The sequence below is a fragment of the Larkinella sp. genome (assembly GCF_965227735.1).
In the GTDB taxonomy this organism is placed as follows: domain Bacteria; phylum Bacteroidota; class Bacteroidia; order Cytophagales; family Spirosomataceae; genus Larkinella.
Window position 1 is genome coordinate 1,656,529 of the sequence record NZ_OZ245776.1, and the last position, 18,802, is coordinate 1,675,330.

Below are 18,802 nucleotides of genomic sequence, written 5' to 3' on the forward strand. Positions count from 1 at the left end.
CCTATTACGAAAATGCGCGCGTTTTTATGCGGATGCCAGCGTCTCCGTGTAAAATCAACTGATGCTTCCCCAATAGCGAGATTGTAAAAACCGGTAAACCGGCGGGTCGTTTTTCTAAAAAAACAGAAAGCGGCTGTTCTATTCGTCACATTCTATCGACAACCTGCTCGTTAACGTTTCCTATTTTTTTTCACTTTCAACCATACTCACTATGGCCATCTCTCCTATGCTTTTGGGTCAACTAAGGCGTTTAGCTCTTAGTTGTGTCCTGCTGCTGCTGACCATCGGCAGTTTTGCCTCCAGCCACCGGGAAGCTCCCCTGATCTCGAGCGATCCGCTGGCCGACAACACGGACGTCTACGCGTTCAAGAGTCCAGATGATCCGAACACCATCACGATCATTGCCAATTACATTCCGTTTGAGTTGCCGGAAGGCGGACCGAATTACTACAATTTCGGCTCCAACATCCGGTATGAGATTCACATCAAGAACAAAACGACCACGGCGACCGACGACATTACGTACCGGTTTACGTTTACGAACAGCAACCAGGATGCGACCACGTTTTTCAACATCCGGTTGGGTCAGCAAAACCTGAAAACCGTCTACCGCTGCGAAAAAAGCACCAACGGCGGGGCAACCTGGATCACCATCGTCAACAATGGGGTTGTGCCGCCGGCCAACATCGGACCCCGTTCCATCGAAGGAAGTGTCGGCCTGGGAGCCAGCTCGTATAACACGCTGATCGAACAGGCAATCGCCACGGCATCGTCGGGCGAAAAAGTATTTTGCGGCCCCGCCGACGATCCCTTCTTCGTCGATTTGGCGGGGGCTTTCGACGTGGGTAATTTCCGGCCTGAAGGCAACAAAATCAATCCGCCCAAAGATGGCCTTGCCCGGTACAACGTTCACAGCATCGCCCTGAAAATACCGGTCAATCTGTTGCAGAAAGATGGCAAAAGCGTTGCTCAGGCATCTACCATTCTTGACCCGGATTTCGTCATCGGCGTGTGGGCATCGGCCAGTCGCCGGCAGATCAAAAGTTTGAATTCAGGGGGCGATGTAGGCTACGACGGCGGCTGGGTGCAGGTTTCACGCCTGGGCATGCCGCTGACCAACGAAGCCGTCATTCCGATTGGCATGAAGGACAAATGGAATGCGATGACGCCCTACGGCAACAACGATCTGCAGTTTGCCGCCAATTTTAGCAATCCCGAATTGGCCCTCTACATGGACGATTCCAAATTTGGCGGAGCGGTCGGCTCGTTGAAAGACCTTCGGATTCAGGCCAACTCGCTGGGTGCCTTCGACTTCCGCAACGAAAAACCGGGCTTGTTTTCCCTGAAAGGCAGCTCTGCCCTAACCGGTACAGCTCTGGACGATGCCGTTTTCGGCACCATCCTGCTGCCCAACAACGCCAGTCCCCGCGCCGTCGATCTGCTGCCCATTTTCTACACCGGCGTGCCAAATCTGAGACCCTATCAACTCGCCACGGGAAAAGGCGGCAATCCGCTGGCGGCCGGAAAACCCTTCATTCACAACTTCCTGCCCACCCTGGGAGATATGCTCCGGCTCAACATGGCCGTTCCGGCAACGCCCCGCAACCACGCCAAATTCAGCACCCTGGGGCTGGTGGGAGCCGCCGTGCTGGGGCTGACCGATCCGATGTACACCAATCCCAACCTCCAGTTCATTCCGAACATGGACGGTTTTCCCAACGGTCGGCGGCTGGAGGATGACGTAACGACGATTGAACTGCAGGCCGTCGGTGGCGTGGTGCTGGCCGCCATTGGCCTGTGGTACGATGACTTCGTGCCGGGTGGCAGCCCGGTGACTCCTCAACTGGGCAAAGTACTGGGTTTTACCGCCGGTATCACCAAAAATGATACGACCCTCAAAGCCTCATTCCCCTATGTTCAGACACCGTGGAGAGGGTTCAATTATACCAAAACGACCAAGTTTTAAGCCTGCCATTCGGATAAACCATGAAAAAGATACTTACCCTTCTTTTGGCGATACTGCTGTATCTGCCCTCTGGTCAGGTGATGGCGTCGAGTCACCGGGAAGCCCCGCTGATTTCGACCGATCCACTGGCGGATAATACCGACGTCTACGCGTTCAAAAGCCCAACCGATGCGGAAAAAATTGTCCTGATTGCCAATTACATTCCGTTCGAAGATCCGGCGGGTGGCCCTAACTGGTACACGTTCGGCGAGAATATCCGATACGAAATCCACGTCGACAACAATACCGCAACGCCTGGCGACGACATCACGTACCGGTTTACGTTCAAAATTGTCAACGAAGATCCGACCACGTTTTTCAACATCCGGCTGGGCAAGCAAAACCAGAAAGCTACCTACACCTGCGAACGGAGTACGAACGGCGGCACAAGCTGGACGACCATTGTGAACAACGGCGTGGTGCCTCCGGCCAACATTGGGCCACGCTCCATCGAAAATGCAACCGTCGGTCTGGGCGCTCCATCCTACAACGCGCTGGCGAAACAGGCCATTACCGTAAGCTCGACGGGCGAGCGGATTTTCTGCGGCCCCATCGACGATCCCTTCTTCGTCGATCTGGGCGGAGCGTTTGACGTCGGGAATTTCCGGGCACCGGGCCGCGACGGGTTGGCGCGCTTCAACGTCCACACCATTGCCATTGAAGTGCCGGTTTCGACCTTGCAGAAAGGCGGCAAAAGCGTTGCTCAGGCATCTACCATTCTTGACCCGGATTTCGTCATCGGCGTGTGGGCATCGGCCAGCCGCCGGCAGATCAAAACCATCAATTCCGGTGGCGATGTAGGCTACGATGGCGGCTGGGTGCAGGTTTCACGCCTGGGCATGCCGCTGACCAACGAAGCCGTCATTCCGATTGGCCTGAAGGACAAATGGAATGCGACGACGCCCTACGGCAACAACGATCTGCAGTTTGCCGCCAACTTTACCAATCCCGAACTGGCCCTCTACATGGACGATTCCAAGTTTGGTGGGGCGGTTCCGGGACTTAGCGCCCTCCGGATTCAGGCCAACTCGCTGGGTGCCTTCGACTTCCGCAACGGAAAACCGGGCTTGTTTTCCCTGAAAGGCAGCTCTGCCCTAACCGGTACAGCTCTGGACGATGCCGTTTTCGGCACCATCCTGCTGCCCAACAACGCCAGTCCCCGCGCCGTCGATCTGCTGCCCATTTTCTACACCGGCGTGCCAAATCTGAGACCCTATCAACTCGCCACGGGAAAAGGCGGCAATCCGCTGGCGGCCGGAAAACCCTTCATTCACAACTTCCTGCCCACCCTGGGAGATATGCTCCGGCTCAACATGGCCGTTCCGGCAACGCCCCGCAACCACGCCAAATTCAGCACCCTGGGGCTGGTGGGAGCCGCCGTGCTGGGGCTGACCGATCCGATGTACACCAATCCCAACCTCCAGTTCATTCCGAACATGGACGGTTTTCCCAACGGTCGGCGGCTGGAGGATGACGTAACGACGATTGAACTGCAGGCCGTCGGTGGCGTGGTGCTGGCCGCCATTGGCCTGTGGTACGATGACTTCGTGCCGGGTGGCAGCCCGGTGACTCCTCAATTGGGCAAAGTGCTGGGTTTCAACGCGGGGGTTACTAAAAACGATACGACCTTCAAAAGTGCCTTCCCGTTTGTGCAGGACCCCTGGCGCGGTTTCATCGGCAGCAGCTATGAGCCAAATCAGAAGCTGGCCGTAACCGTGCAGAATTACAACTGCACCACCGGCGACATCACCTTCGGACGCATCGGGGGCGACCCAGGCCGGACGGTCGAATACCGGGCTGCGGGCGTCGTCAACGGTGTTTATGGCACCAGCGTCAACCGGCAGATCGAGTTTGGGGTGCGTAACGATCCCAACAACAGCACGATTATACTCATGGGCCGGTATGTCGGGGATGCCGCTTCGGAGGTGAGTTACACCTTCAACTTCCGTACGCACTGTGCGCCGGCGCGCATCTCGGCAGAATCGGAGCCGCTATCCGTTCGTGTTCTGGGCAATCCCTCCTCCAAAACCGAGGTGACGGTGGAAGTAACCGGCGCCACCGGCCAGTCGCTGCATTTCTCGGTGATCAACAGCCAGGGGCAACAGTTTGGCGAACACGCGGTGCCCACAGCGGGCTCGGTCGAACGCCGGACACTCCGGCTGGGCCAACAAACCGGCGTCTACTTCCTGGAAGTGAAAACGCCAACGGACCGCCAGATTATTAAAGTGCTACGGCAATAAACCGTTGCGGATCAGGCCGGGAGTTGGATTTACTCCTCAATTCCCGGCTTCTTTCAACGAAAATAAACGATTCCTCATTCCTCCGCATCGGCGGTTTCGATTCATGGCAACACTTATTCTTCCTTTCCGACAACTCGTTTCGACAGGCATCACGAGTCTTCTCTCCCTCCTCCTGCTGGCACAGATCAGTTGTACTGAACGCAAAAAAACGGGTAGCGAAACAGCAGCTTCACCCGGTTCGACCCTGGAAATACCGCCCCTGTTCGAGCGCCGGGGCGTGTTAGCCACCGCCGTTGAATGGCCGCGTACCAAAGAAAAAGTAAACGATCTTCAGAAAAAGATCAAAAAAACACCCGGCGATGTCAAACCACGTTTGCAGTTGGCCGTCATTTACCTGTCCGAAGCCCGCATTACCGGCGAACACCCGTATTATTACCCGGCGATTTTGACCATTCTGGATGGCGTCCTGGCGATGGACCCCAAAAACTTTGAGGCTACAACCTTTAAGTCGTCCGTCAAAATGTCGCAACACCAGTTTGACGAAGCCCGTGAACTGGCCGAAAAAGCCCGGCAGATCAATCCCGACAATGCCTACGTGTACGGTGTGCTGGTCGATGCCAACGTTGAACTGGGACATTACGACGAAGCCGTGGCGATGTCGGACAAAATGCAGCAACTGAAACCGTCGCTGGAATCGTATTCCCGGGCATCGTACCTGCGCGAAATCTACGGCAATTACCCCGCTTCGATCGAAGCCATGAAGCTGGCCGTTCAGGCGGGTTTACCCGGTTCCGAACCGCATTGCTGGAGCAAAAATATTCTGGGTCACCTCTACGAAACCACCGGTCGGCTGGCCGAAGCCGAACAGCAATATGACGGAATTTTAGCCCTGCGGCCCAGTTACGCCTTCGCGCTGGCCGGAAAAGCCCGAATCCAGAAAGCCCGCAAGGAATACGAAAAAGCGTTGACCACACTTGAAAAAGCCGCCGGAATTATGCCCGAGTTTTCGTTCCACGAAGAAATGGCCGAGATTTATGCCCTGCAGGGTGAGAAGGAAAAAGCGAAGAAAAAGTTTGCCGAAGTAGCCACGATGCTCGACGAAGACGCCCGCTCCGGCCACGCCGTCGATCTCGAACGTTGCAAACTCTACACCAAAGCCGGGCAACTGGATTCGGCCCGGATTTACGGGTTGAAAGAATACCGGAAACGGCCTGAGAACATCGACGTCAATCACGCGCTGGCGTGGGTCTATTTCAATCAGAATGACCTGAAAAAAGCGCAGGAGCACATGCAGGTCGCGCTGAAAACCGGAAGCAAAGACCCCGAACGGCTGCAACAGGCCGCTGCCATCGAAGTAGCGCTGGGTCACGTTGAACTGGGAAACCGGCTCGTTGCGCAGGCTCGGAAAATAAATCCTACATTCGCATTTTGATCCCGAATGAATGCGATTTGACAACTAACCCGGTTTTATGAAACGAACGCTTTATGCCCTTTTTCTGACTGTCATCAGCCTTCAGGCGTTTGCTCACCTCGGCGGCATTTCCGGTACCGTCCTCGACCAGACGACCAATCTGCCCCTGCGTGGGGTGGTCGTGCAACTCACCGGCTTGGGCAAAGGCACGGTGACCAATGAGTTGGGGCAATACCGTTTCGTGGGGCTGGTGGCGGCTCCCTATAAAGTCGAACTTTCGCACATCGGTTTTAAGTCGCTGGTTCTCAACGTAACCATCAAGGATGACGAAACGATCACGCTGAATACGGTTTTGAGTCGGTCAGCCATCGAGTTGCGCGAGATCGTCGTTTCATCGCAGCAGGCGCATGACCAGCAACTCATCAGCAGCCTCGACATCCGGATGCGGCCCATCACCAACTCGCAGGAAATTCTCCGGATGGTGCCGGGTTTGTTCATCGGGCAACACGCGGGGGGCGGAAAAGCCGAGCAGATTTTTTTACGGGGATTCGATATCGACCACGGCACCGACATTCGCCTGACGGTGGACGGAATGCCGGTCAACATGGTTTCGCACGCCCACGGACAAGGTTACGCGGATTTGCACTTCGTCATTCCGGAACTGATCGAAGGCGTCGATTTCAGGAAAGGGCCTTACAACGCGGAAAAGGGCAATTTTACGACGGCGGGCTGGGCCGATTTCCGCACCCGCACCACACTCGACAAAAGTTTTGCCAAGCTGGAAGTCGGGCAGTTCAACACCTACCGCGCCGTGGCCGGGCTGGATCTGCTGGGCGAAAAAGGGCGTACCCAAAAACAGTCGGCTTATCTGGCCTCCGAATATTCATATTCCGATTCGTACTTCGACCATCCGCAAAACTTCAAGCGACTGAATGTTGTGGGCAAATACCACGGCCACCTGTCGGACCAGACCAACCTGACACTGACGGGGTCGACGTTCTGGAGTAAGTGGAACCATTCCGGCCAGATTCCCGACCGGGCGGTGGCGTCGGGCTTAGTCGGTTTTTTCGGCTCCGTCGACCCGACCGAAGGGGGCGAAACGAGCCGCACCAATGTCAACGCCGAACTGGTGACGGTGACGCCCGGCAATTATACCATCAAAAACCAGGTCTTCTACAGCAACTACAACTTCGAGCTGTATTCCAACTTCACTTTTTTCCGGGACGATTCGCTCAACGGCGACCAGATCCGGCAGAAAGAACGCCGGAATCTGTTTGGCTACAACGGCAGCATTTCGCGAACGGATTTTGTCGGCAAAACCCGGTTTGTGTCCACGGCAGGCCTTCAATACCGCCAGGATCTGACGCACCACACCGAACTGTCGCACACCCGAAACCGAACCGAAACGCTGGAACGACGGCAGTTTGGCAACATCAACGAACGCAACGCCAGTGCCTACGTGGATGAACTGATTCAGTTTTCCGATCATTTTTCGCTCAACGCCGGGGTTCGGCTCGATTATTTCCGGAGCCAGTACGACGATTTGCTTCAGCCGACGGACGGACTGAAACGGGCGGACGCAGCCCTGGTTTCGCCCAAACTCAATCTGTATTACACGGTGAATCCCCGGTTTCAGGTGTATCTCAATACTGGAAAAGGCTTTCACTCCAACGACACCCGCGTGGTGGTTCCGCAGAACGGAAGGGAGATTTTGCCGCCGGCCTACGGTTCTGATTTAGGGGTAATTTTCAAACCGTTCCCCCGCTTGCTCATCAACGCGGCAGGCTGGTATTTGTGGATGCAACAGGAATTCGTGTATGTCGGTGACGAAGGCGTGGTGGAACCCAGCGGAAAGTCACGCCGGTACGGGGTCGATCTGTCGGTCCGCTACCAGTTGACCCATCACCTGTACGCCGATCTGGATCTGAATACCGCCAAACCCCGCGCCATCGGCGCCGAAGCGGGACAGAACTACCTGCCCTTGGCGCCAACGTTTACCTCGACCGGCGGCCTGACGCTCCAGAATGCAGGCCGGTGGAGTGGTTCATTGCGGTATCGCTATCTGGGAAACCGGCCCGCCAACGAAGACAATTCCATTGTGGCGCAATCGTATTTTGTGACGGATTTGCAGGTCAATTATTCGCGGCCCCGCTACCAGTTCGGGCTGTCGGTGCAAAATTTACTGAATACCCGCTGGAAAGAAACCCAATTTGCCACCGAAAGCCGCCTGCGTGGCGAAACCGCTCCGGTCGACGAAATTCACTTTACGCCCGGAACGCCCTTTTTCGCCCGGTTGAGCTGGACTTTTTTCTGGTAAAAACACACTTTTGACCCTTTTATCGAAACCAACTGGCCTGATATTTGCTATTTTTTTGACATACCCGCAAGGGTAGGACAGAATTAACATACAGCCCGGCCAATCGAGTCGGGTTTTGTTTTTACTTTTAGTATACTTGCACAAACATATCTGTCGATTGTGGTTTTTTGTAAAAAAGTGAGATGTACCTTAAAAAATAGTTGTGTGTATGACTAACTTATTCAGTAAAACGAGAGAAACCGTCATCGCGGGTCAATTCAAAAGCCAGACCACCCTCTTCTCGATGACGCCATCAACCCGGTTCGAGCGGAGATGCCACATCCTGTACGAATCATACAGCCGCTTTATCGACGATGGTGAAAAACTCCTCGCGGCCGATATTCTGAGCATCATGAAAGACGTGCTCGATGACGAAATCAAGGCCCTGAATACCCCGGCTATTTCCAATAAATAATTAATCAAACACTACGGAATTTCATTGACCGTCCGGATCGACCGAATCACCAGTCAATCCGGACGGTTTACTTCGTTTTTTCGGTCGGCCAGTCCGGCGAGCGGTTTCTTTGTTTCGTTCAACCAGACCTTCCGATGTCTGGCTCTTCATCCAATCAAAACGAAACCATGAAAACCGTCTTCCTGCTGAGTGCCATTTTGATCGCCTTTCTGTGCTGCAACCATTCCGTTACGCCCGAAACGCCACCCAAAACCTACGGTTTTTCAGCCGTCGACAACTACCTTGAGGAGAACCTCGGCGTCTACCAGGATAGTGTACTGGTGCTGGTTTCCCAGAACGGGCAGGTGATTTACCAAAAAGAAGTGAACCTGACCACAGGGACAAACCGGCTGATTGCATCGGCCTCCAAATGGCTGTCGGGCGCGGTGATCATGGCGCTGGTCGATGAAAAGAAGCTGGCGTTGACCGACACCGTTGGCAAATTCCTGCCCATTTTTACAAAATACGGCAAGGGCAACATCACGATCCGGCAGTTGTTTTCGCACACCGCCGGTTTTCCGGGCGACTCCCCCGAGAAGTTCGAATACCGGCGCGACCTGACCCTGGCGCAAGCCGTCGATTCGCTGGCGGTGTATACCAAACTAACCAACCCGCCCGGCAAAGCCTTCAATTACGGCAGTGCGAGTATGCACGTTGCCGGACGGATTGCCGAACTGGTTTCCGGCCAATCCTGGCAGATGCTGTTCAATGAGAAAATTGCGGTTCCCTGCGGGATGCAGGCCACATATCTGCTGACCAGCCTCCGAAATCCGTTAATTGCCGGTGGTGCCCGAACCTCGGCCCGTGATTACCTGAATTTTCTGGAAATGATCAACCAGAAAGGGGTGTTCAAAGGCAAGCGGGTTTTGAGCGAGCAGGCCATCACAGAAATGCTCAGCGACCAAACCGCTGGTGCCACGATTCAGGGAACGCCCTACCCCACCAATCCGTACTCACCCCATCCGACGGTCGGCGTTCGCTACGGCATCGGAAACTGGCGGGATGTGGTGGATGCCTCCGGGAAGGCTCTGGAAACCAGCAGCCCCGGCCTGTTTGGCGCGCACCCCTGGCAAGATTCCAAAAACAACGTAACCGGCATTATTTTCACGCGCACCACAACCCGGCAAAGTGCCACCACGAGTCTGAAAATCAGGGAGATGATTCGGGCAGTTGTTGAGAAATAAAGACCGGTTTCAAAACGGCAGCGCGGGCAAACGGACCGACACCGTGGTTCCCTGATGCGGCACAGATTGAATCTGAAGTACGCCCTGGTGCAGGCTGATGATCTTTTCCGCCAACGTTAGTCCCAGGCCAAACCCCTGAATACCGCCTACGTTACCGGCCCGCATCATGGGCAGAAACACATCGGACAACTGCGCTTCGGGAATGCCGATGCCCTGATCGACGACATCGATAACGACCCAGGAAGGCTGATAAGTTACCTGAACCTGCACAGGCTGGTGGCTGGAATATTTACAGGCGTTGTCGATGATGTTGATCAGGGCCGTGCGCAGCAGACTGTTGTTGCCGACCACTTTGATCACCGAACTGCTTTCCGTGAAAATATCAGTCAGTTGGAGTTCAATGGCTTGCTCGGGGTATTTTTCCTGAAAATAAGTAACCGTATCCAGAATGGTGTCGACCAGATTGATGTCTTCCAGCAACCGCGACGGGTTCAATCCTTCCACTTCGGTCAAACGCAGCAGGGAATTGGCCAGGTCGATCGCGCCATCCAACCGAAACAGGGCTTTCTCAATGCTCTGGTGGGTGGCTTCCAGCGTCTGATCGTAGGCCAGACTCGTTTCCAGCATGCCCTTGACCACCGTCAGGGGCGTCCGGATTTCGTGGGAAGCATAGCCGATAAAATGTTCGTGGCTCAGTGCCAGTTGCTGCAACTGGCTCAACAGGTCATTGAATGATCCGGCCAGATAGCTGGCTTCGTCCGGTTGGGGTTCATGAACCAGCCGAAACGAAAAATCGTTGACCGTGGCCGCGTTGATCTGACGGATGAGCTGATCGAAGGGGTACATGGCCCGGCTGGCAAATAAAAAACCGGCCAGGATAATCACCACCAGCGAAAGAAAATTACCGCCGATCAGGATGGCCACCAGATTCCGGCTGGTCTGTCGCCCGCTCAGGTCATAGGCCGTCACAATGGCCACATAAACCTGATTCTGATGCCGGAATGAGAGCGCAACGCCTTCTTTCGGGGCTTCCCATTCCGGGCTGTTATACGTAAAATACACCTCTTCGCGACGGGCCTCCTCCAGCAATTCGGGCGTTGGCGGGTAATCGTCTGGCCCGGTCGAGGCATAGATTCGCTGGTTTCGGTCGTCAAAAAGCGTTTCATGCTGCTCGGGCAAGGTCAGGTAGGTCGATTGCTGAAATTCACTGCGGTTTTGAAAGTAGGTTTGAGCCGCCAGCGCCCGGCGCTGCAGGCGGGTCTTCATCAGCGAACTCCGGTAGGATTCGTAGGCCTGAAAAATAAACACGGAGAACAGGATGAGCAAAGCCGCCACCAGCAGACCAAACGCAATGGTTATCTTCTGTTTGATGCTCATGGTTCGGCACCGATCATATATCCGACCCCAAAAACCGTATGCAACAGTTTCGGTTCTACGGTATCAATTTTCCGGCGCAGGTAGTTGATATACACGTCCACGACGTTGGTGTTGGTGTTAAAATGCACATCCCAGACGTTTTCCTGAATGCTCACCCGGCTCACCACCCGCCCCTGATTGGCCAGCAGGTACTCCAGCAGGGCATATTCCCGCGCCGTCAGGCTGATGCGCTGCCCCGCCCGCCAGACCTGGTGCGACTGCGTATCGAGTTCCAGATCCAAAAGTTGAAGCCGCTGGGGTAGCAACGGCCGGGGCGAATTCCGCCGGGCGAGGGCTTTCAGCCGAAAAAGCAGTTCTTTAAAAGCGAACGGTTTGGTCAGGTAATCGTCGGCACCGGATTCAAAGCCCAGTACTTTGTTGTCCAGACTCCCCAACGCTGTCAGCAGAATGACGGGAATAGCTGGCCAGTTCTGCTTGATATACCGGCACAGATCGTAGCCGTTCATGCCGGGAATATTCACGTCCAGCACGACCACATCAAACCGGTGTTCGTTGACCAGACTCCGGCCAATAACGCCGTCGAACGCCATCGAAACCGAAATCCCTTCAGACTGCAATCCTTTCTGGATGAACTGCGCCAGTTCAACATCATCTTCTACAAGTAAGACATTCATAGGCTGTCTACCGTCTTTTTTCAGGCTAAATGTAGCAACAAAGTAACCAATTCGGGGGATTGCCCCGGACTCTAACCAAATTCTAATAACTCACTAATCAGCCTTTAATGGAAGGGGTGGTTATTTTGAAAAGGAATGGTTGCGGCCCGTAAAGCCTGATTCTTATTTTGAAACGCACTATGATTCAACGTCATCTGCTTACCCTTGTTTTTTTGCTGGGAAGCTCTCCTTATTTATATTCCCAGACGCTAACGCTGGAAGGAGCGGTTGAAGCCTCCTTTGCCCAATATCCCACGCTGACGGCTCAGCGATCGGCGCTGGATGCCATCCGCGCCAACGTCCGGGTGGTCCGCGACAACCGACTGCCCAATGTCCGGCTGCACGATCAGATCAATATCGGGACCGCCAACGGGATTTCGGGATCGTATTTTTCACTGGGTCTGATCGTGCCGACCTCGGGCGGACGCCGGGCCGAAAACCGCCCGGATCTGGCGTCGGGCAACGTGGCGCTGGCCACCGCCGACTGGGAAATCTACAACTTCGGGCGGTTTTCGGCGGAAGACAAGCTCGTTCGCAGCGATGTCGCCGTCAGCGAAGCGAACCTCCAGCGCGAGCAGTTCGGATTGCGCCAGACGGTCATCAGCAGTTACCTCGATTTATACTGGACGGAGCAGAATCTACTCATCGAAGAACAGAACCTGGCCCGGGTCGACACCGTGCGCCGGATCATCGTCAACCTGGTTCGCAACGGCGTTAAGCCTGGCCTGGATTCTTCGCTGGCCAACGTCGCCCTTTCCCGCGCCCGGCTGGCCTACCTCCGGATGCAGGAAGAACGGCAGCGCGCGCGGGTTCAACTGGCCACGCTGACGGGTCGCCCGGCCGAAGAGGTAAAAATCGACACCGCCTTCCGGGTGGGGCCTTTGCTGGTTCCGCTTTCGACCTCGCTCACCCCACCCACGCATCCGCTCCTGCGGGTTCAGGAACGAATCGTCACCCGGCAAACCGCCGAGATCGACCTGATCCGAAAATCCGCCCTTCCGAGAATCTCGCTGCTGGCGGCCACCTGGGCGCGGGGCTCCAGTCTGGACGTCGAAAACAACTACGGCCCGGTGGCGAAGGGGTTGGCGTATAGCCGTACGAACTACCTGCTCGGCATTGCCGGAACGGTCAATCTGATGGATTTTCGACGGGCCTCTCACCGCATCAAACTCCAGCAATTCCGGATTGAGGAAGCCCGCAACCAGTTGGCCGTGGCCAAGCTGCAACTCCAGAATGCGGTAGGAATTGCCGACGCTCAGCTTGCCGTCGTTCAGAGCGAACTGACCGAACTGCCCTACACGCTGCGCTCGGCGCAGGATGCATACAACCAGCGGTTTTCGCTCTACAACAACGGACTGGAAACCATTTTGAGCCTGACCGACGCCCTGACGCTGCTCACGGCGGTGGAGAAAGAAGCCGTGCAGACCCGCGCCCAGGCCGTGCAGCTTCGGTTGCAACGCGCCCAGGCAACCGACAATTTTGAGGAATTCTATTCGCTGTTCCGGCGCTAACCCAACCTAAATTTCCTACTTATGTCTTTATTAGCAACGTCGTTGAAACGCCCGATTGCGGTTTTGGTACTCGTGACCGGAGTCGTTGTGTTTTCGATTCTGTCGGCAATGCGGATTCCCATCGACATTTTCCCACGCCTGAACTCCCCGACCATTTACGTGATCGAACCCTACGGCGGAATGTCGCCCGCGCAAATGGAAGGTTTCTTTGCCACCCGGATGCAGGACCAGTTTCTGTACATCGGCGGTATTCGGGAAATTCAGAGCCGCAGTGTGCAGGGACTAACCATCGTAAAGCTGGCTTTTTATGAAGGGTCCGACATGGCCCAGGCAGCCGCCGAAGTGGCGATTCAGGTAAACCGGGCCATGAAATTCTTCCCGCCGGGCGCACTGCCCCCGCAGGTGGTGCGCTACGATGCGTCGTCGGTGCCGATCGGTGATCTGGTGTTTTCGAGTAAAACCCGTTCGCTCGCGGAAATTCACGAACTGGCCGTCACGCGCATCCGGCCCCTGTTTTCCACCGTGCCGGGCCTGACGGCTCCACCCCCGATCGGTACCAACTCCCGTACAATTGTCATCAATCTGAACCCCGACAAAGTCCGGAGCCTGAACCTCTCACCCGATGAAGTGGTGGAAGCCCTGGCCGCCAACAACGCCATGACGCCCTCCGGTAACATCCGGATCGACAATACGACCTACATCACCACGCTGAATTCGCTGGAAGACCAGGTGGCCGATTTTAGCCGGATTCCGGTCGTGACGCAGGGACACCGCACCGTGTTTCTGGGCGATGTGGCCACCGTGCTCGACGGTTCGGACGTCACTGCCGGGTATGCGCTCGTCAACGGCAGCCGCTCGTCGTACATCCCGGTTGTTAAAACCGCCGATGCTTCGACCTGGGACGTGGTTACGCGGCTGAAGGCCAAATTGCCCGAAATGCGCAACCTGCTCCCGGAAGATATTGAGGTGAATTACGAATTCGATCAGTCCGTGTTTGTGATCAATGCTGTTGAAAGCCTGCTGTTTGAAGGCGGGCTGGGGGCTATTCTAACGGGCCTCATGGTGTTGCTCTTTCTAGGCGACTGGCGCTCGTCGGTCATCGTGATCATCACGATTCCGGTTTCCATCATTGCGGCCGTTTTGGGGTTGAGTCTGGCCGGACAAACGATCAACATCATGACGCTGTCCGGGCTGGCGCTGGCCATTGGGGTGCTGGTGGATCAGGCCACGGTAACGATTGAGAATATTCATCAGCACCTGGACATGGGCAAACCCCGCAAGCAGGCGATTTTCGATGCCTGTAAGGAAGTCGCCCTGCCGTTGCTGCTGATCCTGCTGTGTATTCTGGCGGTTTTTGCGCCCTCGTTCATTATGACGGGCGTTCCCCGGGCCATGTTCCTGCCCCTGTCGCTGTCGATCGGTTTTGCCATGACGGTTTCCTATTTTCTGGCCCAGAGTCTGGTGCCGGTACTGGCCAACTGGCTCATGAAAGACCATGTTCACAAAGCGGATCACGAAGCGAAGAAACCTGGCTTTTTCGAGCGGGTCCGCGTCGGATTTGTGGGTCAGACGGGGCGGTTGCTTCGGCGCAACGGGCTCATTCTAAGCTTGTATTTCGTCGGCGTTCTGGCCCTGGCCGGCGTCGGTTTTGTATTGATCGGGAAAGATATGTTGCCGGTAACGAACTCCGGCCAGATGGTGATCCGGATGAAAACGCCCGACGGCACCCGGCTCGAACGGACCGAAGAACGCGTAAACGAACTCCTGGCGCTGGTGGATGAGGTGTCGGGGGGAAACCTGGCGGTTTCGTCGGCATACGTCGGGGTTGTACCGACCAACTACGCGACCTCCAACCTCTACGTGAATACCAGCGGAACCAACGATGCGGTTATTAAAGTGGGACTGACCAAGGGCTTTCACACCAACATGCAGGACCTGAAAGAGCGCATTCGGCTGGCGGTTCAGGACCAGCTTCCCGACCTAACGCTCTCGTTCGAACCCGCCGATCTGACCGAAAAACTCATGAGCGGGGGCGCCAGCACGCCCATTGAGGTGATGGTGGCCGGGCGTAACATGAAACAGATTGCGGGGTATGCCAACCAGTTGGTCGACAGCCTGGCCGAAGTACCGTACCTGCGCGACGTCCGCATTCTTCAGCCGCTGAAATTTCCGGTTATCAACATCACACTCGACCGGCAGAAACTGGCCATGATGGGACTGAATCTCCAGCAAGCCGCCCGGTCTATTACCGCGTCCACGTCTTCGAGCCGGTATACCGAAAAAAACCAGTGGCTCGATAAACAGTCGGCCTACACGTATCAGGTGCAGGTTCAGATTCCGGAATACGACATGCGCAACATGACGCAACTGGAGTCGATTCCGCTGGTAGCGGGTCAGACACGGCCCGTACTGGGCGATGTCGCCACGTTTTCTATCGACACCCTGCCCGGCGAATATGACCGCATCGGCCCCCGCCGGTTCGTCACGGTTTCGGCCAACGTCCACCACCGCGATCTGGGCACGGCCACGCAGGCCGTGGAAGCCACCATTGCCAAACTGGGCGAAACCCCGAACGGGCTCATCACGGAGGTGAAAGGGATGTCGTCGCTGCTGACCGAAACGCTCGACAGCCTGCAACTCGGGCTGGGCATTGCGGTGCTGGTCATTTTTCTGCTGCTGGCGGCCAACTACCAATCCTTCAAGCTGTCGTTTGTGGTCCTCAGCACCGTTCCCGCCGTCATCGTGGGGTCCATTGGGCTGCTGCTGTTGACGGGCAGTACGCTCAACCTGCAATCGTACATGGGCATCATTATGTCGACCGGTATTTCCGTCGCCAACGCCATCCTGATCGTCACCAATGCGGAGCGTCTGCGGTGGGAATACCGCAACGTGACGCGGGCGGCCATCGACAGTGTGGGTCTGCGGCTCCGACCGGTTCTGATGACCTCGTTTGCGATGGTGGCCGGTATGGTGCCCATGGCGATGGGCACGGGCGAGGCCGGGGAGCAGGTAGCTCCGCTGGGCCGGGCCGTCATTGGCGGACTGATCGCGTCGACCCTGGCCGCGCTGTACATCGTGCCGCAGGTTTACGTCTGGTTGCAGCGAAGCACCAATTACGTCGATCCATCCCTGCTGCCCGACGACACGACTGCCGATCATCCGGACGTTGAAACTCCCGATTTTGAACCCCAAACCGTTCATCCTTAAGCATATGAAAATTACCAAATATAGCAGTGTGCTGGTCCTGCTGGCACTTGGCACCCTGAATGGCTGCAACTCGTCAGACTCGGGGCAGACCATTCTGAAAAAGAAAAAAACCACCAAACCGGTGGCCGAAACCCAATACCGCATCGGCGCCGTGTCGCGGCAACCGGTGGGGCAAACCGTGCAATTGCCGGGCGAATTTCACCCCTACCAGGAAGTTACCATCTATCCCCGGGCTACAGGTTTTGTGGATCGGGTGCTGGTCGACCGGGGTTCGGCGGTTCGCAAGGGTCAGGTGCTGATGATAATCGACGCGCCCGAAACCGAAGAGCGGCTGGCGGCTACCCGTTCCAATTCGCTCAAAGCCCAGGCCCTGCTGGTGGCCAGTCGCGAGCATTACCGGCGGCTGCTGGCCAGTAACAAAGTCCCCGGTTCCGTATCGGCCCTGGATCTCGAAACCGCCCTGGCGCGGGTGCAGGCCGACAGCGCGTCGTTGCTGGGCGAAGAAGCCAATTACCGCGCCATGGCCAAGCTCAAGTCCTACCTGACCGTTGCGGCCCCGTTCGATGGGTTCATCACCGAGCGGAACGTTCACCCGGGGGCGTTGGTCGGAACCGGTGCGCGGCAGGATCGGCCCATGCTGGTGCTGCAACAGCAAAACCGCCTGCGCCTGGTTTTCGATGTTCCCGAGACCTACAGCAGCCAGCTCCGGAAAAGCGAAGCGCTGGCGTTTACGGTCAGTGCCATGCCGGGGAAGGTCTTCAAGGGTAAAATTAGCCGCCGGTCGGGCACGATGAATCAACAGTTTCGCTCCGAAACGGTGGAGATCGATGTAGACAACCAAAACCGCCTGCTTCAGCCCGGCATGTTTGCCGACATCAGCCTGTCGGCCAACGGAACGCCCGGTGCGCTGGCGGTTCCCACGTCGGCGGTGGTTGCCTCCACGGAGGGGCAATACGTCATCAAAGTCGAGGACGGCCGGGCCAAGCGCGTGGCGATTCGGCGGGGTCAGAAATCCGGCGACATGATTGAAATTTTCGGTGATTTGCGGGACAACGACAAAGTTATTTTCAACGCCCGTGAAACCATCAAGGAAGGAACGGCGATTCAGTAAAATGAGTGATTCGGCAAACCGCTCGAACCGAAACTTTAAAGAACCCCTCCGGTTATACGAAGTACGATGGAACAACCCAACAGACTTCCCACCAAGACGCCGGGGCCAGCCGATTACCTGGCCAACGAACGAACCTTTCTGGCCTGGATACGGACCAGCGTAGCCCTGATGGGGTTCGGGTTTGTCATTGTCAAATTTGCCCTTTTCATTCGCCAGCTCGGTGTGGCGCTCGGCGAAGGTACGGTTTTGCCCTCGAAAGGGTATTCGGCGGTCATCGGCGTGTTGATGGTGGCTCTGGGGGCAATTCTGGCACTGCTGGCCTTTTTTCGGTACCGATCAGTCGAAAAACAACTCAACGAAAACGTTTTCTTCCCCTCTCAACGGCTTTCGCTCCTGCTGACCCTGAGCATCGTGATCGGGGCTATCCTCCTGATTCTGTATCTTTTACCCGGTATTTAACCCCGTCTGCCGTTCAAAACCGGGCGGTGTCCAGCGACGAGAACAGCAGATGGCGCAGAAAGGTCAGCAAGGGATCTTTGCTTTCAATCCGGCCAGGCGGTTCAGCTCCGAAATCGGTCAATGCTGGCAGGTGTTGCATAAAAAACGCCTGGTAATGAGCAGTCTCGATCAGGGAGCTGGCCCGCGACCGGGCGTAGGGATAGCCGGGGCGGTATTCCAGAATGATGCCGGCAATGCGGCTGCATAAATCTTTGTACGGTTTGAAGAGTTGCTCTCGATTGTCTTCCGTCACGTGATGGGTCAGATACGCTTTGCTCGCTTCCTGAATCACGATGCTGTGCAAAGCCGGAATATCCATGTCGTCTACCGCTGTCGATATGTGGAGTTGCGGCAGGTCTTTCAGCAGCAGCAGCTTCAGAATTCGTTCCAGTTTCTCCCGCGAATCGGTCAGATTGTTGGTCTGGAACAGCACCTGGTATTCCAGCCACTGCCAGTACCAGGCCACCAGATACACCAGCAACCGGTGTTTGTTTTCAAAATACCGGTAAATACTGGACTCTTTGGTGCCGATCCGGTCCGCCAGTTTGCGGAAGGTCATCTCTTCAAACCCAATTTCGGCCATCAACTGAATGCCCTGCCGGACAATCCGGCGACCCAGTTCCGAGCCCTCCGGATCACGCAGAAAAAGCTTCCCGTTCATCCGAACCACTACAGTATATTCCATTTAGCGCGTCTATTTACTGTGTAACAGAAAATAACTCCACAAAGAAACAA

At 56.0% G+C, this 18,802-nt stretch carries 13 protein-coding genes; 10 read left to right on the top strand and 3 right to left on the bottom strand.

From position 1 onward, the window contains the following. Positions 1–211: 211 nt before the first annotated feature. From ACO064_RS06400 to ACO064_RS06425, 6 genes are all read left to right on the top strand, one after another. Complete coding sequence (locus ACO064_RS06400) at positions 212–1,966, top strand: DUF4331 domain-containing protein (RefSeq protein WP_421826564.1); 1,755 nt, start codon at positions 212–214, stop codon at positions 1,964–1,966. Positions 1,967–1,986: 20 nt separating this feature from the next. Next, positions 1,987–4,245 carry a DUF4331 family protein gene (locus tag ACO064_RS06405; RefSeq protein WP_421826565.1) on the top strand — a complete coding sequence of 753 codons (2,259 nt, stop codon included), beginning with the start codon at positions 1,987–1,989 and terminating at the stop codon, positions 4,243–4,245. Between the two features lie 103 nt (positions 4,246–4,348). Continuing rightward, entirely contained in the window at positions 4,349–5,677 is a 1,329-nt protein-coding gene (locus tag ACO064_RS06410) for a tetratricopeptide repeat protein (RefSeq protein WP_421826566.1), read from the top strand. Between the two features lie 37 nt (positions 5,678–5,714). Next, positions 5,715–7,973: a TonB-dependent receptor gene (locus ACO064_RS06415; protein WP_421826567.1), complete on the top strand. Its 2,259-nt coding sequence runs from the start codon at positions 5,715–5,717 to the stop codon at positions 7,971–7,973. Between the two features lie 208 nt (positions 7,974–8,181). Then, a complete protein-coding gene (locus ACO064_RS06420) occupies positions 8,182–8,427 on the top strand; it encodes a hypothetical protein (RefSeq protein ID WP_150880593.1) in 246 nt (81 codons plus the stop codon). 167 nt (positions 8,428–8,594) lie between these two features. Beyond that, the gene (locus tag ACO064_RS06425; protein ID WP_421826568.1) at positions 8,595–9,650 is read left to right on the top strand and encodes a serine hydrolase domain-containing protein; all 1,056 of its coding nucleotides are present in this window, start codon (positions 8,595–8,597) and stop codon (positions 9,648–9,650) included. A gap of 9 nt (positions 9,651–9,659) precedes the next feature. On the opposite strand, the gene ACO064_RS06430 is transcribed toward ACO064_RS06425, so the two are convergent. Together ACO064_RS06430 and ACO064_RS06435 are read right to left on the bottom strand one after the other, a co-directional pair. After that, positions 9,660–11,027 carry a sensor histidine kinase gene (locus ACO064_RS06430; protein WP_421826569.1) on the bottom strand — a complete coding sequence of 456 codons (1,368 nt, stop codon included), beginning with the start codon at positions 11,025–11,027 and terminating at the stop codon, positions 9,660–9,662. After that, positions 11,024–11,701 (bottom strand): response regulator transcription factor, encoded by a 678-nt coding sequence (locus tag ACO064_RS06435; RefSeq protein ID WP_138991402.1) that lies wholly within the window; start codon positions 11,699–11,701, stop codon positions 11,024–11,026. The genes ACO064_RS06430 and ACO064_RS06435 overlap by 4 nt, the downstream gene beginning before the upstream one ends. A 179-nt stretch (positions 11,702–11,880) precedes the next feature. On the opposite strand from ACO064_RS06435, the gene ACO064_RS06440 reads away from it, so the two are divergent. The 4 genes from ACO064_RS06440 (at position 11,881) to ACO064_RS06455 (ending at position 18,028) form a co-directional block, all read left to right on the top strand. Continuing rightward, complete coding sequence (locus tag ACO064_RS06440) at positions 11,881–13,251, top strand: TolC family protein (protein ID WP_421826570.1); 1,371 nt, start codon at positions 11,881–11,883, stop codon at positions 13,249–13,251. Positions 13,252–13,272: 21 nt separating this feature from the next. After that, positions 13,273–16,458 carry an efflux RND transporter permease subunit gene (locus ACO064_RS06445; RefSeq protein ID WP_421826571.1) on the top strand — a complete coding sequence of 1,062 codons (3,186 nt, stop codon included), beginning with the start codon at positions 13,273–13,275 and terminating at the stop codon, positions 16,456–16,458. A gap of 4 nt (positions 16,459–16,462) precedes the next feature. Next, positions 16,463–17,569 (top strand): efflux RND transporter periplasmic adaptor subunit, encoded by a 1,107-nt coding sequence (locus tag ACO064_RS06450; RefSeq protein WP_421826572.1) that lies wholly within the window; start codon positions 16,463–16,465, stop codon positions 17,567–17,569. Positions 17,570–17,635: 66 nt separating this feature from the next. Continuing rightward, on the top strand, positions 17,636–18,028 hold the full coding sequence (locus ACO064_RS06455; protein WP_421826573.1) for a YidH family protein: 393 nt from the start codon (positions 17,636–17,638) through the stop codon (positions 18,026–18,028). 13 nt (positions 18,029–18,041) lie between these two features. On the opposite strand, the gene ACO064_RS06460 is transcribed toward ACO064_RS06455, so the two are convergent. Beyond that, positions 18,042–18,752: a TetR/AcrR family transcriptional regulator gene (locus tag ACO064_RS06460; RefSeq protein ID WP_421826574.1), complete on the bottom strand. Its 711-nt coding sequence runs from the start codon at positions 18,750–18,752 to the stop codon at positions 18,042–18,044. Positions 18,753–18,802 lie beyond the last annotated feature (50 nt).

What these genes read in the sequence shown, in the direction of transcription:
- ACO064_RS06400 (WP_421826564.1), top strand. Translation starts at nt 212, where the DNA reads ATGGCCATCTCTCCTATGCTTTTGGGTCAACTAAGGCGTTTAGCTCTT.
- ACO064_RS06405 (WP_421826565.1), top strand. Translation starts at nt 1,987, where the DNA reads ATGAAAAAGATACTTACCCTTCTTTTGGCGATACTGCTGTATCTGCCC.
- ACO064_RS06410 (WP_421826566.1), top strand. Translation starts at nt 4,349, where the DNA reads ATGGCAACACTTATTCTTCCTTTCCGACAACTCGTTTCGACAGGCATC.
- ACO064_RS06415 (WP_421826567.1), top strand. Translation starts at nt 5,715, where the DNA reads ATGAAACGAACGCTTTATGCCCTTTTTCTGACTGTCATCAGCCTTCAG.
- ACO064_RS06420 (WP_150880593.1), top strand. Translation starts at nt 8,182, where the DNA reads ATGACTAACTTATTCAGTAAAACGAGAGAAACCGTCATCGCGGGTCAA.
- ACO064_RS06425 (WP_421826568.1), top strand. Translation starts at nt 8,595, where the DNA reads ATGAAAACCGTCTTCCTGCTGAGTGCCATTTTGATCGCCTTTCTGTGC.
- ACO064_RS06430 (WP_421826569.1), bottom strand. Translation starts at nt 11,027, where the DNA reads ATGAGCATCAAACAGAAGATAACCATTGCGTTTGGTCTGCTGGTGGCG.
- ACO064_RS06435 (WP_138991402.1), bottom strand. Translation starts at nt 11,701, where the DNA reads ATGAATGTCTTACTTGTAGAAGATGATGTTGAACTGGCGCAGTTCATC.
- ACO064_RS06440 (WP_421826570.1), top strand. Translation starts at nt 11,881, where the DNA reads ATGATTCAACGTCATCTGCTTACCCTTGTTTTTTTGCTGGGAAGCTCT.
- ACO064_RS06445 (WP_421826571.1), top strand. Translation starts at nt 13,273, where the DNA reads ATGTCTTTATTAGCAACGTCGTTGAAACGCCCGATTGCGGTTTTGGTA.
- ACO064_RS06450 (WP_421826572.1), top strand. Translation starts at nt 16,463, where the DNA reads ATGAAAATTACCAAATATAGCAGTGTGCTGGTCCTGCTGGCACTTGGC.
- ACO064_RS06455 (WP_421826573.1), top strand. Translation starts at nt 17,636, where the DNA reads ATGGAACAACCCAACAGACTTCCCACCAAGACGCCGGGGCCAGCCGAT.
- ACO064_RS06460 (WP_421826574.1), bottom strand. Translation starts at nt 18,752, where the DNA reads ATGGAATATACTGTAGTGGTTCGGATGAACGGGAAGCTTTTTCTGCGT.